Below are 13,950 nucleotides of genomic sequence, written 5' to 3' on the forward strand. Positions count from 1 at the left end.
ACTCCGCAGAGCTGTCTTCAGGTCAACCTGGAGTAGTACGGGCCCTTAGGGGACCTGGTTCTTGAGAGTTACCACGACCGGGAACACGCGCGGGACCACGCCGGGGAGCACTCTATTGACGAACTCTCTAACAACTGTCAGATTCGCCGGATGACGTTGCTCACGGGCGCGCGGGAGCGCTGGGTGCGGACCGGCGGAGTCGAGCTGTGCGTGGCCGAGGTGGGTGATCCGCGGCGGCCGACGGTGATCCTGGTGCACGGCTACCCCGACAGCAAAGAGGTGTGGTCCGAGGTCGCCGCGCGTCTCGCCGGGCACTTCCACGTGGTGGCGTACGACGTCCGCGGGCACGGCCGGTCGACGGCGCCGCGGCCGCTGCGGGGCGGGTTCACGCTGGAGAAGCTGACGGACGACTTCCTGGCCGTCACGGACGCGGTCAGCCCGGACCGGCCGGTGCATCTGGTCGGGCACGACTGGGGCTCGGTGCAGGCCTGGGAGTTCACCACCGTCCGGCGCACCGAGGGCCGCATCGCCTCCTTCACCTCCATGTCCGGGCCGTCCCTGGACCACTTCGGCCACTGGATCAACGGGCGTGTGAAGCGGCCCACCCCGCGCCGGGTCGGCCAGCTCCTCGGGCAGGGCGCCAGGTCCTGGTACGTGTACCTGCTGCAGACGCCCGTGCTGCCCGAGCTGGCCTGGCGCGGGCCGCTCGGCAGGCTCTGGCCCCGGGTTCTGGAGCGCGTCGAGAAGGTGGCCCGGGGTGACTACCCGACCTCGTCCCTGCCGTCGGACGCGGCACACGGGGCCTGGCTGTACCGGGACAACGTCCGGCCCCGGCTGCGCAGGCCACGACCGGACGCGTACGCCCACGCGCCCGTGCAGATCGTGACGCCCCTGGAGGACCGGTTCCTGTCGGAGCGGCTCCACGACGGACTGGAGCAGTGGGTTCCGCAGCTGACCCGCAGGACCGTTCAGGCGGGACACTGGATTCCACGGACCCGTCCGGATCAGCTGGCCTCGTGGATCGAGGAGTTCGTGACGTCCGTGGAGAGCGGGCGGTCCCCGGTGGTGGCGAGCGGCAGGCACGCCGAGCGGTTCGGCGGGCAGCTCGTGCTGGTCACCGGGGCGGGCAGCGGCATCGGACGGGCGACGGCGCTGGCGTTCGCCGAGGCCGGCGCGCGCGTGGTGGCCGTCGACCGGAACGCGAAGGCGGCGGCCCGCACCGCCGAGTCGTCCCGCCTGGCGGGCGCTCCCGAAGCCTGGGCGGAGACGGTCGACGTCTCCGACGAGCAGGCCATGGAGAAACTCGCCGAGAAGGTCACCACCGAGTACGGGGTGGTGGACGTCCTGGTGAACAACGCCGGGATCGGACTGTCCGGTTCCTTCTTCGACACCACGCCGGAGGACTGGAAGAAGGTCCTCGACGTCAACCTGTGGGGTGTGATCCACGGCTGCCGGCTCTTCGGCCGGCGGATGGCCGAGCGCGGGCAGGGCGGCCACATCGTGAACGTGGCGTCGGCGGCGGCGTACCAGCCGTCCCGGGCGCTGCCCGCGTACAGCACCTCCAAGGCGGCCGTGCTCATGCTCAGCGAGTGCCTACGGGCGGAGCTCGCCGGGCAGGGGATCGGTGTGACGGCGGTCTGCCCCGGCTTCGTCAACACCGCCATCACGTCCACGGCGCACTTCGCCGGGGTCGACGCCGGCGAGGAGAAGCGGCTCCAGCAGCGCGCCGCCCGTCTGTACGGGCTGCGGAACTACCCGCCGGAGAAGGTCGCCGCCGCGATCCTGCGGGCGGTGGTGCGCAACCAGGCCGTGGTCCCGGTCACGCCGGAAGCGCGGGGCGCGCGCTGGCTGTCGCGGTTCGCGCCGGGGGCACTGCGGCGGATCGCGCGGATGAAGCCGCCGGTATGACCCCAAGGCGCTTGATCTGAAGGCCAGTTGTCCACAGAGTCGCCAATTCCCCTGTGGATAACACCACTTGGCTGTGGATCAAACCTCCAGGGGAAACTCGATCGCGTGATTCAGGTCTCTCCCGCACCCTGATGGGATGGACGCAAGACGCACCGTCAAGGTGTCGAAGTACCTCTCGAAGCATCTGCGCCACCAGCCGGAGCAGATCAGGCTGGTCCTGGACGAGGGTGGCTGGGTCGCGATCGACACGCTGATCGCCGCAGCCGCCGCCCACGGCTTCCCCTTCACCCGTGACGAACTCGACCACGTCGTCGCCACCAACGACAAGCGGCGTTTCGCCGTCGAAGGCACCCGGATCCGCGCCAGCCAGGGCCACAGCGTCCAGGTCGACCTCGGCCTGCCGACGGCGACCCCGCCCGCGTACCTCTACCACGGCACCGTCGCCCGCGCCCTGGACGCCATCCGGGCCCAAGGGCTCAAGCCGATGAACCGGCATGCCGTGCATCTCTCACCCGACCGCGAGACCGCGACCCGCGTCGGCGCCCGCCGCGGCCGGCCGATCGTGCTGACCGTGGACGCGGCCGCCATGCACCGCGACGGTCATGTCTTCCATGTGAGCGCGAACGGTGTGTGGCTCACCCAGGCCGTACCGCCACGGTATCTGCGCCTTCCCGGCCCTCGCTGACCTGCTGTGCAGGACGAGCCGCGCACGGTGACTGTTTCACGTGAAACACCGGTCACCCGCGATGCCCCCTTAGGCTCGATGCCATGAGTCTGCGTCTGAGCACCGTGATCCTCCCCTACCGCCGCTGGCAGGAGGGCGGCCGTGCGACCTGGACACGCGCCGAGCAGCTCGGCTTCCACACCGCGTACACCTACGACCACCTGTCCTGGCGCAGCTTCCGGGACGGCCCCTGGTTCGGCGCCGTACCTACCCTCACCGCCGCCGCGACCGTCACCGACCGGCTGCGGCTGGGCACCCTGGTGACCTCGCCGAACTTCCGGCACCCGGTGACCCTCGCCAAGGAGCTGATCTCCCTCGACGACATCTCCGGCGGGCGGGTCACGCTGGGCATCGGCGCGGGCGGCTCCGGCTTCGACGCCACCGCGCTCGGCCAGGAGCCGTGGACCCCGCGCGAGCGCGCCGACCGCTTCGCCGAGTTCGTCCCGCTGCTCGACCGGCTGCTCAGCGAGGACGCGGTGTCGTACGAGGGCGACTTCTACTCGGCGCACGAGGCACGGAACATCCCCGGCTGTGTGCAGCGCCCCAGGCTGCCGTTCGCGGTGGCCGCGACCGGGCCGCGCGGGATGCGGCTCGCCGCCCGGTACGGGCAGGCCTGGGTGACCACCGGCGACCCCAAGCTGTACGAGAACGGCACTCCTGAACAGTCGGTTCAGGCCATTCGCGATCAGGCGGAGAAGCTCGCCGACACCTGCGCCGAGATCGGCCGGGACATGAGCGACCTCGACAAGGTCCTGCTCACCGGATTCACCCCGGATCGTGGCGGCCCGCTCCAGTCCCTGGACGCCTTCGTCGACTTCGCCGGCCGGTACACGGAACTGGGCTTCACGGAGATCGTGCTCCACTGGCCCATCCCCGACTCGCCCTTCGCGGCGGACGAGAAGGCGTTCGAGCAGATCGCCATGGAGGCGCCGGCGCAGTTGCGCTGAGGTCCCTCGGGCGGCTCGGGTGCGGTCGGGCCGAGGCCTGGGGCGGCTCCGGTGGAGTTGCGCTGAGGCCCCCTGCGGGAGCCGCCTCGCGACGTTCCTGGTGAGGGCGGTATCCACTCACCTGTGCGGACTCCCGCCCGCCCGTGCAGGCATATGCGGGACAATGGCCGGGTGACCTCAGCGACCCGACAGCCCGAGACCGCGGCCGAGACCCTCCCGCCGCGGCTGATAGCCACCGACCTCGACGGCACGCTGCTGCGTGACGACAAGTCGGTGTCCCCCCGCACGGTGGCCGCGCTGGCCGCCGCCGAGGAGGCGGGCATCGAGGTCTTCTTCGTCACCGGCCGCCCGGCCCGCTGGATGGACGTCGTCAGCGACCACGTGCACGGCCACGGCCTGGCGATCTGCGGCAACGGCGCCGCCGTGGTCGACCTGCACGGCGGCCCCGGCTCCCACCGGTTCGTGAAGGTACGGGAGCTGGAGCGGGCGAACGCGCTGGACGCCGTACGGCTGTTGCGTGATGCGGCTCCGGGCACCGTGTACGCGGTGGAGCAGACGTACGGCTTCTACCAGGAGCCTGACTACCCCAAGCTGCACATGGAGATCCCCGACAGCCTCGCCCCGGCGGAGGAACTGCTGTCGCCGGACCACCGTGCGGCAGGGGAGCCGGTGCTGAAGATCCTCGCCTACCACCCCGAGATGGATCCCGACGCCTTCCTGACCCTGGCCCGGCTCGCCATCGGCGACCGTGCCAACGTGACCCGCTCCAGCCCCAGTGCCCTGCTGGAGATCAGCGGTCCCGGGGTGTCCAAGGCCAGCACGCTCGCCCTGTGCTGCGCCGAGCGCGGCATCTCGCACGAGCAGGTCGTCGCCTTCGGCGACATGCCGAACGACGTCGAGATGCTGACCTGGGCCGGCCGGTCCTACGCGATGGGCAACGCCCACCCGGACGTGATCGCCGCGGCCTCGGGACGGACGGTCGCGAACAACGAGGACGGGGTGGCGGTCGTGATCGAGCAGCTGCTCACGGAACTGCCGTAGCTGTCGCGACTGCGGCCTGCGGCTCGCTGTGGCTGCGGCTGGCTGTAGCCGCGGCTGGCTGTGGCTCTCGCTGGGTCAGAGCGACACCCCTCGCGCCGCCAGCCATGACACCGGATTCACGGACGAGCCCATCTCCGGCGTGACCCTGGTCTCGAAGTGCAGGTGCGGTCCGGTGGAGTTGCCCGTACTGCCCGACTGGCCGATCCACTGGCCGGGGCTGACGTGCTCCCCCTGGTCGACCGCGACGGACGCGAGATGGGCGTACTGCGTGTAGTAGCCGCCCGCGTGCCTGAGCACGATCTCGATGCCGAAGGGCCCCCCGCAGGACACCTTCTCCACCCGGCCCTCGCCCACGGCCCGCACGGGCGTGCCGATCGGCACCGCGAAGTCCTGCCCGGTGTGCCGGCTCGACCACCGCGCACCGCCGCTGCCGTAGGACGCGGACAGCTCGTACGTCACCACGGGTGCGACCCAGTGGCTCGTGAAGCCCGTCTCCGGCTGGTCGAGCCGCACGGCCCCACGGCACGCCCCGGCGGCGACCGAGGCGTCCGCCTGACCCTGGAGCCGCGAGCGTGCCGTTTCCAGCTTCTGCTCGATGCCCGCCTTGAGGCCGGCGAGTTGCATGTTCCGCTTCTCCAGCGCCTGCCAGTGGGCCGCGGCCTTGGCCTCGTCCGCGGCGAGCCGTGCCTCGGCCCGGCGGCTCTTGGAGATCGCGTTGTTCACGGCGAGGTTCGTTTGCGAGAAGGCGTGCTGACCTCGCATCAGGTCGTCGGGGCCGTCGGCGAGGATCATCTGCGCGGCCACCGGCAGGCCACCGCTGGAGCGGTACTGGGCGCGGGCGAGCCGGCCCAGGTCCTCGTGCAGGGCAGCGATGTGCCGCCGCTGACCGTCCAGGAGTTTCTCGGCCCGCTGGGCTCTGGCCCGTTGCTCCTCGGCCTCCTCGCGCCCCGCCTCGTACTGCTGCGTCGCCACCGCGGCCTCCTCGTACAGCCGCGCCACCTCGGCGCTAAGGCCCGAGTCCCCGCCGGTGCCGCTCCCGGGTTCCTTGTGCGCCGCCGTCGGCCGGGCCGCGAGGACCGCCAGCGAACACAGCAGAACCGGAACGAGCAGCCGATGGCGGCGATATGAGCGCATGTCAGTGATCGTCACCCAGGCGGGTCGGCCCGGCCTGTTCTCGTCGTACGGCTGGGGGACCGGCTGCCCCGAACGGCTCAGTGCGGCGCTGGTCGTGTCCCCACTAGGGCGCGGCCACCAGCGACTCCGACGCCGCCTCCCGCTCCGCCATCTCCCGCAACGGCCCGTCCACGGCCACCAGCTCCGCGTACGCCCCGCGCTGCACGACACGTCCCCGGTCCAGCACGATCACCTCGTCCACCGCCTCAAGACCCGCCAGCCGGTGCGTGATGAGCAGCGTCGTACGGCCCTCGGTGGCGGCCAGCAGGTCGGCGGTGAGCGCGTCCGCGGTCGGCAGGTCCAGGTGTTCGGCGGGCTCGTCGAGCACCAGGACGGGGAAGTCGGCGAGGAGTGCCCGGGCCAGCGCCAGCCGCTGCCGCTGCCCTCCCGACAGCCGCGCCCCGTGCTCGCCGACGAGCGTGTCGAGCCCGTCGGACAGGCCGCCGGCCCAGTCCAGCAGCCGGGCCCGGCCGAGCACGGCACGCAGTTCGTCCTCGGTGGCGTCCTTCTTGGCGAGCAGCAGGTTCTCGCGCAGCGAGCTGTCGAAGAGGTGCGCGTCCTGCGCGCACAGCCCGACGAGCTTTCGTACGTCGTCCCCGTGCAGCGCGTATGCGTCCACGCCCGCCAGCGTGTACGAACCCGCGTCCGCGTCGAGGAAGCGCAGCAGCACCTGCGCCAGCGTCGTCTTACCGGAGCCGGAGGGTCCGACCACGGCGACCCGGCGGCCTTCTTCGAGGGTGAGGTCCAGCCCGGCGAGCGCGTCCCGGTTCTGCCCCGCGTGCCGCGCGGCCAGTGCCTTGACGGCGACCGGGAACGGCGACGCGGGCGCCTGCCGGGGGTGCTCGGGCTCCCCCACGGGCTCCGGGGCGTCCATCACCTCGTACACCCGCTCGGCGCTCCGGCGCACCCGCTGCCGGTACTGCACGGCGAGCGGCAGCCCGAGCACGGCCTCGAAGGCGGCCAGCGGCGTGAGGACGACGACGGCCATGGTCACGCCGGTCAGCCGTCCGGCGGCGACCGCCTGGGCGCTGACCAGGGCGGCGGCCGTGACGGTCAGGCCGGAGATCAGCGCGGTGAGCCCGTCGCCGAGTGCCGTGGCGGTGGCGGCGCGCGAGGCGATCCGGGTGAGTGCCCCGTCGGCCTCGCGGGCCTGGGCGGTCCGCGCGGGCAGGGCACCGGCGACGGTCAGCTCCGCGGTGCCGGTGAGCAGATCGGCCACCCGCGTCGCGAGCACCCCGCGGGCGGGCGCCAGCCTGTGCTCGGCCCGCCGTGCGACGGCACCCGTGACAAGTGGCACGCCCGCCCCCGCCGCCAGCAGCCCGGCCGCGAGCACGGCCCCGGCCTCCGGCAGCAGCCACGCCGTGAAGCCGACGGACGCGGCCGACACGACGACGGCCGCCCCGGTCGGCAGCAGCCACCGCAGCCAGTAGTCCTGCAACGCGTCCACGTCCGCGACGAGCCGGGACAGCAGATCGCCCCGGCGGGTCCGGCGCAGCCCGGCGGGCGCCAGCCGCTCCAGCCTGCGGAACACCGCGACCCTGGTGTCCGCCAGCATCCGCAGCACGGCGTCGTGCGAGACCAGCCGCTCGGCGTACCGGAACACCGCCCGGCCGATCCCGAAGGCCCGTGTCGCCGTCACGGCCACCATCAGGTACAGCACGGGCGGCTGCTGCGAGGCCCGCGAGATCAGCCACCCGGAGGTGGCCATGAGCCCTACGGCACTCCCGAGCGCGAGACTCCCGAGCAGCAGGGCGAGTCCCAGCCGGCCGCGCCGGGCACCGGACATGGCACGGACGCGCGCGAGGACCCCGCCCGAAGCGGGCCGGCCGCCGGGCTTGGTCGGAGAGGCCGCGGCGGGCAGCTCGGCCTCGACGGAAACCGTTCCGGGATTCCGAACCGCGGCGGACGCGACGGGTACCGCGGAGGACGCGACAGGCACCGGGGCAATCCCGGGCTCCGCCAGCCGCACCACCCGGTCCGCCACCCCCAGCAGCGCCGGCCGGTGCACCACCAGCAGCACCGTCCGCCCGGCCGCCAGCCGCCGCACAGCCGTCACGACCTCGGCCTCGGTGGCCCCGTCCAGCGCGGCCGTCGGCTCGTCGAGCAACAGCACGGGCCGGTCCGCGAGGAACGCCCGGGCCAGCGCGAGCCGCTGCCGCTGCCCGGCGGACAGCCCGGCCCCGTCCTCGCCGAGCACGGTGTCCACACCCTCGGGCAGCGCATCCACGAACTCCAGCGCCCCGGCGTCCCGCAGCGCCCGCCGTACGGCGTGGTCGTCGGCGTCGGGCCGCGCCAGCCGTACGTTCTCGGCGATCGTCCCGGCATACAGATGCGGCCGCTGCGGCACCCACGCGATCCGGGACCGCCACTGCTCCAGGTCCACGTCGGCGAGGTCGACTCCCCCGATCCGCACGCGCCCCTCGGTCGGCTGCACGAACCCCAGCAGGGCGTTGAGCAGCGTCGACTTGCCGGCGCCGCTCGGCCCGACGAGCGCGACCGTCTCCCCGGGCTCGACGGTGAAGGACGCGTCCGAAATAGCGTCCGCCGAACGCCCCGGGTACCGGACGGTCACGCCCTCGAAGGACAGCGCACCTTCCGGCACGGCCCCGGAGCCGGATGCCGGGACGGGCGTCTGAAGGACCTCGAAGATCTCCTCGGCCGCGGCGAGCCCCTCCGCCGCCGCGTGGTACTGCGCCCCGACCTGCCGCAACGGCAGATACGCCTCCGGCGCCAGAATCAGAATGACCAGGCCGATGTACAGGTCCATCTCGCCATGCACCAGCCGCATGCCGATCGTCACGGCGACCAGCGCCACCGAGATCGTCGCGAGCAGCTCCAGCGCGAAGGAAGAGATGAAGGCGATCCGCAGCGTCCGCATGGTCGCCTGCCGGTACTCGCCGGTGATCCGCCGGATCGACTCGGCCTGCGCCTTGGCCCGCCCGAAGACCTTCAGCGTCGGCAGCCCCGCGACGACGTCCAGGAAGTGACCGGACAGCCGTGACAGCAGCTGCCACTGACGGTCCATCCGGGACTGGGTGGCCCAGCCGATCAGCACCATGAAGACCGGGATGAGCGGCAAGGTGCCCACGATGATGGCCGCGGAGACCCAGTCCTCGGTGACGATCCGCGCCAGCACCGCCACCGGCACGACCACCGCGAGACCCAACTGCGGCAGATACCGCGAGAAGTAGTCGTCGAGGGCGTCGACACCCCGGGTGGCCAGGGCGACCAGCGAACCGGTCCGCTGCCCGCTCAGCCAGCCCGGCCCCAGCTGAGCGGAACGCTCCAGCAACCGCCGCCGCAGCTCGGACTTCACCGCCGCGCTCGCCCGGTGCGCGGCGAGCTCGGTGAGCCAGCCGACCAGCGCCCGGCCGACCGCGACGGCCGCCAAGAGCAGCAGGGGAGTGCCGAGTTCGGACACCGCCATGCGGTGCTGGAACGCGCCGACCACCACCTCGGCGATGAGCATCGCCTGGGCGATGACCAGCCCCGCCCCGATCGCCCCCAGGGCGATGACCGCCACCAGGAAGACCCGGGTGGCACGGGCGTACCGGAGCAGACGCGGATCGATTGGTTTCACGTGAAACACACCTCAGTGCACGGTCTCGGCGATGTGCTGCGTACCGATCCGCTTGCGGAACACCCAGTACGTCCAGCCCTGGTAGAGCAGGACGACCGGGGTGGCGATCCCGGCACACCACGTCATGATCTTCAGTGTGTACGGGCTGGACGAGGCGTTGGTGACCGTCAGGCTCCAGTCCGGGTTCAGCGTCGACGGCATGACGTTCGGGAACAGCGTCAGGAAGAGCATCGCCACCGTGGCCACGATGGTGAGCCCCGACAGGGCGAATGCCCAGCCCTCACGCCCCGCCCGCGCCGCGACCATGGCCACGGCGAGCGACGCCACGGCCGCGGCCAGTGCGACGAGCGACGCCCCATCACCTCGGTCGGACTGCGTCCACAGCAGGAAGGAGAGGGCCAGCAGGGCGGTCACCAGCCCGACGCGCAGCGCCAGCTTCCGCGCCCGCTCCCGGATCTCCCCGACCGTCTTGAGCCCGACGAACACCGTCCCGTGGAAGGTGAACAGCGCCAGCGTGACCAGACCGCCCAGGAGCGCGTACGGGTTGAGCAGGTCCAGAACACCACCGGCGTAGTTGAAGTCCTGGTCGATCTTCACGCCCCGCACGATGTTGCCGAAGGCCACACCCCACAGGAAGGCCGGGATCAGCGAGGTCCAGAAGATCGCCGTCTCCCAGTTGCGCTGCCAGTTCTCCTCGGGCCGCTTGGCGCGGTACTCGAAGGCCACACCCCGGACGATGAGGCAGACCAGGATGAGCAGCAGGGGCAGGTAGAAGCCGGAGAAGAGCGTGGCGTACCACTCGGGGAAGGCGGCGAAGGTGGCACCGCCCGCCGACAGCAACCACACCTCGTTGCCGTCCCAGACGGGACCGATGGTGTTGATCAGCACCCGCTTCTCGGGCCGGTTGCGCGCCAGCAGCTTCGTGAGCACACCGACCCCGAAGTCGAAACCCTCCAGGAAGAAGTAGCCGGTCCACAGGACGGCGATCAGAACGAACCAGACGTCGTGCAGTTCCATGACTGTGCAGCTCCCTCGGCCTAGTACGAGAAGGCCATCGGCTTGTCGGCGTCACGGGAGTCGCCGCCGATCTTCGTGGGCGGGTTGAGGTCGGCCTCGGTGAGCTCCGGCGGGCCCGCCTTGACGTACTTGACCAGCAGCTTGACCTCGACGACAGCGAGGATCGCGTACAGCGTGGTGAAGACGATCATCGAGGTGATGACCTCGGCCTGGGAGACACCGGGGGAGACCGCGTGCCGGGTCTGGAGCACGCCGTAGACGACCCACGGCTGGCGGCCCATCTCGGTGAAGATCCAGCCCCAGGAGCTGGCGATCAGCGGGAAGCCCAGGGTGAGGATCGCGATGCGCCAGTACCACTTGGTGAGGGTCGGACCGAGGGCCTTCTTCGGCAGGAGCACGAGATGCGGCACCTCGTCCTCGCCCACCCGCAGATGCTGCGGCAGCATGAACTTCTTGCGGGTCAGCCACAACCCGGCCAGGCCGATGGCGAACGACGTCATGCCGAAGCCGATCATCCACCGGAAGCCCCAGTAGGCGACGGGGATGTTGGGCCGGTAGTCGCCGGGTCCGTACTTCTCCTGCTCGGCCTTGTTGACGTCGTTGATGCCGGGCACGTACGAGGTGAAGTCGTCCTTGGCGAGGAAGGACAGCAGGCCGGGGATCTCGATGGCGACCTCGTTGTGCCCCTTGTCCACGTCACCGATGGCGAAGACCGAGAAGGGCGCCGGCTTCTCGCCGTCCCACAGCGCCTCGGCCGCGGCCATCTTCATCGGCTGCTGCTGGTACATGATCTTGCCGAGGACGTCGCCGCTGACCGCGGTGAGGAGACCGCCGACGACGACGGTGACGAGGCCCAGCCGCAGCGAGGTCTTCATCACGGGGATGTGCTTCCTGCGGACCAGGTGGAAGGCGGCGATGCCGACCATGAAGGCGCCACCGGTCAGGAAGGCCGCGGTGAGCGTGTGGAAGACCTGGGCGAGCGCGGTGTTCTGGGTCAGCACCAGCCAGAAGTCGGTGAGCTCGGCCCGCCCCTTGGCCTCGTTGATCCGGTAGCCGACCGGGTGCTGCATCCAGGAGTTGGCCGCGAGGATGAAGTACGCCGACAGGATCGTGCCGATCGAGACCATCCATATGCAGGCCAGGTGGATCTTCTTGGGCAGCTTGTCCCAGCCGAAGATCCACAAGCCGATGAAGGTCGACTCGAAGAAGAAGGCGATCAGGGCCTCGAAGGCGAGCGGCGCGCCGAAGACGTCACCGACGAAACGCGAGTAGTCGGACCAGTTCATGCCGAACTGGAACTCCTGCACGATGCCGGTGACCACACCCATCGCGATGTTGATCAGGAAGAGCTTGCCCCAGAACTTCGTCGCCCGGAGGTACTTCTCCTTCTCCGTCCGCACCCAGGCGGTCTGCAGTCCGGCCGTCAGGGCGGCCAGCGAGATCGTCAGGGGGACGAACAGAAAGTGGTAGACGGTGGTGATGCCGAACTGCCATCGCGCCAGGGTCTCCGGCGCCAAAGCCAGGTCCACGTCGCCGCTCCTTACATACGCTTGTGAAAGCGTTCACATTCACAAGCCATTATGCAGCACGGACTTTCGAGCCATTGAGGGGGTCCCCGTCGCGGTCAACCCCTTGGCGCGGACTTCAACATATTGTTGAATCTGCGGCATGCAGACACGGACACCGCTCCGGCTACGGATCTCCTGGCCCGCAGGTCATCTCACCGCGACCCTCGACGACACCCCGACCACCCATGCCCTCGCCAAGGCGCTGCCCTTCGTCTCGACCGCCCGCACCTGGGGCGAGGAGGTGTACTTCGACACAGGAGTGTCCGTTTCACGTGAAACGGACGCCCGGGAGGTTGTCGAGCCGGGCACGGTCGCCTTCTGGACCGACGGCGACGCCCTCGCCCTCCCCTACGGGCCCACGCCGATCTCACGAGGCAACGAGTGCCGGCTCGCCAGCCCGTGCAACGTCCTGGGCCGCATCGACGGCGACCCAGGAGTGCTCGCGACGGTGCGGGACGGCGACCCTGTGCGTGCGGAACTCGTCGACGCCTGACCCGGCTCGCGGAGCCCTACAGCTCCTTGCGAAACCCTTCCGCCACCTTCAGGAAGATGTCGTTCGCCTCGGTCTCCCCGACCGTCACCCGCACACCCTCACCCGGGAACGGCCGGATCACCACGCCCGCCTGCTCGCATGCCTGAGCGAACGGGACCGTGCGCTCCCCGAGTCGCAGCCACACGAAGTTGGCCTGGGTCTCGGGCACCGTCCAGCCCTGGGCGCGCAGCCCGTCGACCACGCGCGTGCGCTCACACACCAGCGACCCGACCCGGCCGAGCAGTTCGTCCTCGGCACGCAGCGAGGCGATCGCCGCCTCCTGCGCGAGCTGGCTCACCCCGAACGGGACCGCCGTCTTGCGCAGCGCGGCGGCCACCGGCTCATGGGCGATGGCGAACCCGACGCGCAGACCGGCGAGGCCGTAGGCCTTGGAGAAGGTCCGCAGGACGCAGACGTTGGGCCGGTCGCGGTAGAGCTCGACACCATCCGGCACCTGGGGATCGCGGATGAACTCGCGGTAGGCCTCGTCGAGCACCACCAGCACATCACCGGGCACGCGGTCGAGGAAGCGCTCGAGCTCCGCCCGCCGCACGACCGTGCCCGTCGGGTTGTTGGGGTTGCAGACGAAGATCAGCCGGGTCCGGTCGGTGATCGCGTCGGCCATCGCGTCGAGGTCGTGCACATCACCGGACGTCAGCGGCACCTGCACCGATGTAGCGCCGCTGATCTGCGTGATGATCGGGTACGCCTCGAAGGACCGCCAGGCGTAGATGACCTCGTCGCCGGGCCCGGAGGTGGCCTGGATCAGCTGCTGGGCGACACCGACTGACCCGGTGCCGGTGGCCAGGTGGGAGAGGGGCACGCCGAACCGCTCGGACAGCTCGTTCATCAGCGCCGTACAAGCCATGTCCGGGTAGCGGTTGAAGTTGCAGGCCGCCGCCGTCACCATCTCCATCACACCCGGCAGCGGCGGGTAGGGGTTCTCGTTGGAGGACAGCTTGTAGGCCACCGGCCCGCCCGCGGCGGCCGGCTTGCCCGGCTTGTAGGTGGGGATCCCCTCCAGCTCGGCGCGCAGCTTGGGGCTCGTCTCACTCACCGCAGTCCTCCTCGCGAAGACCGGCGGCCCATGACCGCCGCCGACATCCAATGCTCCTCACCTTATGAGGATTCGGCGCCGCTGCGTATAGCCACGACGGAGCGACGAACGCCGGCCTCGTGGGCCCCACCGGCATCAAGGGCATCGCCCCACGAAGGCGTACGAATCCGGGGGCGCGCCGCACATATATCTACGCGCCGGTGGTGCACGCCGTAGCGCGCATCCCCCGTGCAGGTGAGTTGAGACCTCTTCGCAACATCGACCACTAGGCAGGCCCGTGCGGGCCGACACGTCACGTACTGGCATAGGAGCGCTCAACGCCCTTGTTTTCCAAAGCAATTGACGTTAAATGATCATGCAGAAACGTGCCTGTCAACGCGCGCATATGCGTCCGCACTACCCC

General features: G+C 70.7%; 10 protein-coding genes. 5 read left to right on the forward strand and 5 right to left on the reverse strand.

Translation table 11 applies throughout. The annotated features are described in order from the left end of the window. The first annotated feature begins 150 nt into the window (after window positions 1-150). From PV963_RS22530 to PV963_RS22545, 4 genes are all read left to right on the forward strand, one after another. Entirely contained in the window at window positions 151-1,908 is a 1,758-nt protein-coding gene (locus PV963_RS22530) for an SDR family oxidoreductase (RefSeq protein WP_274817557.1), read from the forward strand. A gap of 136 nt (window positions 1,909-2,044) precedes the next feature. Beyond that, window positions 2,045-2,593, forward strand: a complete 549-nt coding sequence (locus tag PV963_RS22535; RefSeq protein ID WP_274817558.1) for an RNA 2'-phosphotransferase — start codon at window positions 2,045-2,047, stop codon at window positions 2,591-2,593. Between the two features lie 83 nt (window positions 2,594-2,676). After that, entirely contained in the window at window positions 2,677-3,579 is a 903-nt protein-coding gene (locus PV963_RS22540) for an LLM class flavin-dependent oxidoreductase (RefSeq protein ID WP_274817559.1), read from the forward strand. A 153-nt stretch (window positions 3,580-3,732) separates the two neighbouring features. Then, complete coding sequence (locus PV963_RS22545; protein ID WP_274817560.1) at window positions 3,733-4,620, forward strand: Cof-type HAD-IIB family hydrolase; 888 nt, start codon at window positions 3,733-3,735, stop codon at window positions 4,618-4,620. A 75-nt stretch (window positions 4,621-4,695) separates the two neighbouring features. Here the strand turns inward: PV963_RS22545 and PV963_RS22550 are convergent, their stop codons facing one another. The 4 genes from PV963_RS22550 to PV963_RS22565 all read right to left on the reverse strand — a co-directional run bounded on the left by PV963_RS22550 (window position 4,696) and on the right by PV963_RS22565 (window position 11,919). After that, entirely contained in the window at window positions 4,696-5,754 is a 1,059-nt protein-coding gene (locus PV963_RS22550) for a peptidoglycan DD-metalloendopeptidase family protein (protein WP_274817561.1), read from the reverse strand. A gap of 103 nt (window positions 5,755-5,857) precedes the next feature. Beyond that, window positions 5,858-9,373: a thiol reductant ABC exporter subunit CydD gene (gene cydD / locus PV963_RS22555; RefSeq protein WP_274817562.1), complete on the reverse strand. Its 3,516-nt coding sequence runs from the start codon at window positions 9,371-9,373 to the stop codon at window positions 5,858-5,860. Between the two features lie 12 nt (window positions 9,374-9,385). Continuing rightward, entirely contained in the window at window positions 9,386-10,390 is a 1,005-nt protein-coding gene (cydB, locus tag PV963_RS22560) for a cytochrome d ubiquinol oxidase subunit II (protein WP_274817563.1), read from the reverse strand. A 20-nt stretch (window positions 10,391-10,410) separates the two neighbouring features. Further along, the gene (locus PV963_RS22565) at window positions 10,411-11,919 is read right to left on the reverse strand and encodes a cytochrome ubiquinol oxidase subunit I (RefSeq protein ID WP_274817564.1); all 1,509 of its coding nucleotides are present in this window, start codon (window positions 11,917-11,919) and stop codon (window positions 10,411-10,413) included. Window positions 11,920-12,058: 139 nt separating this feature from the next. On the opposite strand from PV963_RS22565, the gene PV963_RS22570 reads away from it, so the two are divergent. Further along, window positions 12,059-12,451, forward strand: a complete 393-nt coding sequence (locus PV963_RS22570; protein ID WP_274817565.1) for a cyclophilin-like fold protein — start codon at window positions 12,059-12,061, stop codon at window positions 12,449-12,451. 16 nt (window positions 12,452-12,467) lie between these two features. On the opposite strand, the gene hisC is transcribed toward PV963_RS22570, so the two are convergent. Then, window positions 12,468-13,547 (reverse strand): histidinol-phosphate transaminase, encoded by a 1,080-nt coding sequence (gene hisC / locus PV963_RS22575; RefSeq protein WP_274817566.1) that lies wholly within the window; start codon window positions 13,545-13,547, stop codon window positions 12,468-12,470. Window positions 13,548-13,950: the final 403 nt, after the last annotated feature.

This window comes from Streptomyces coeruleorubidus, from assembly GCF_028885415.1.
Lineage (GTDB): Bacteria > Actinomycetota > Actinomycetes > Streptomycetales > Streptomycetaceae > Streptomyces > Streptomyces coeruleorubidus_A.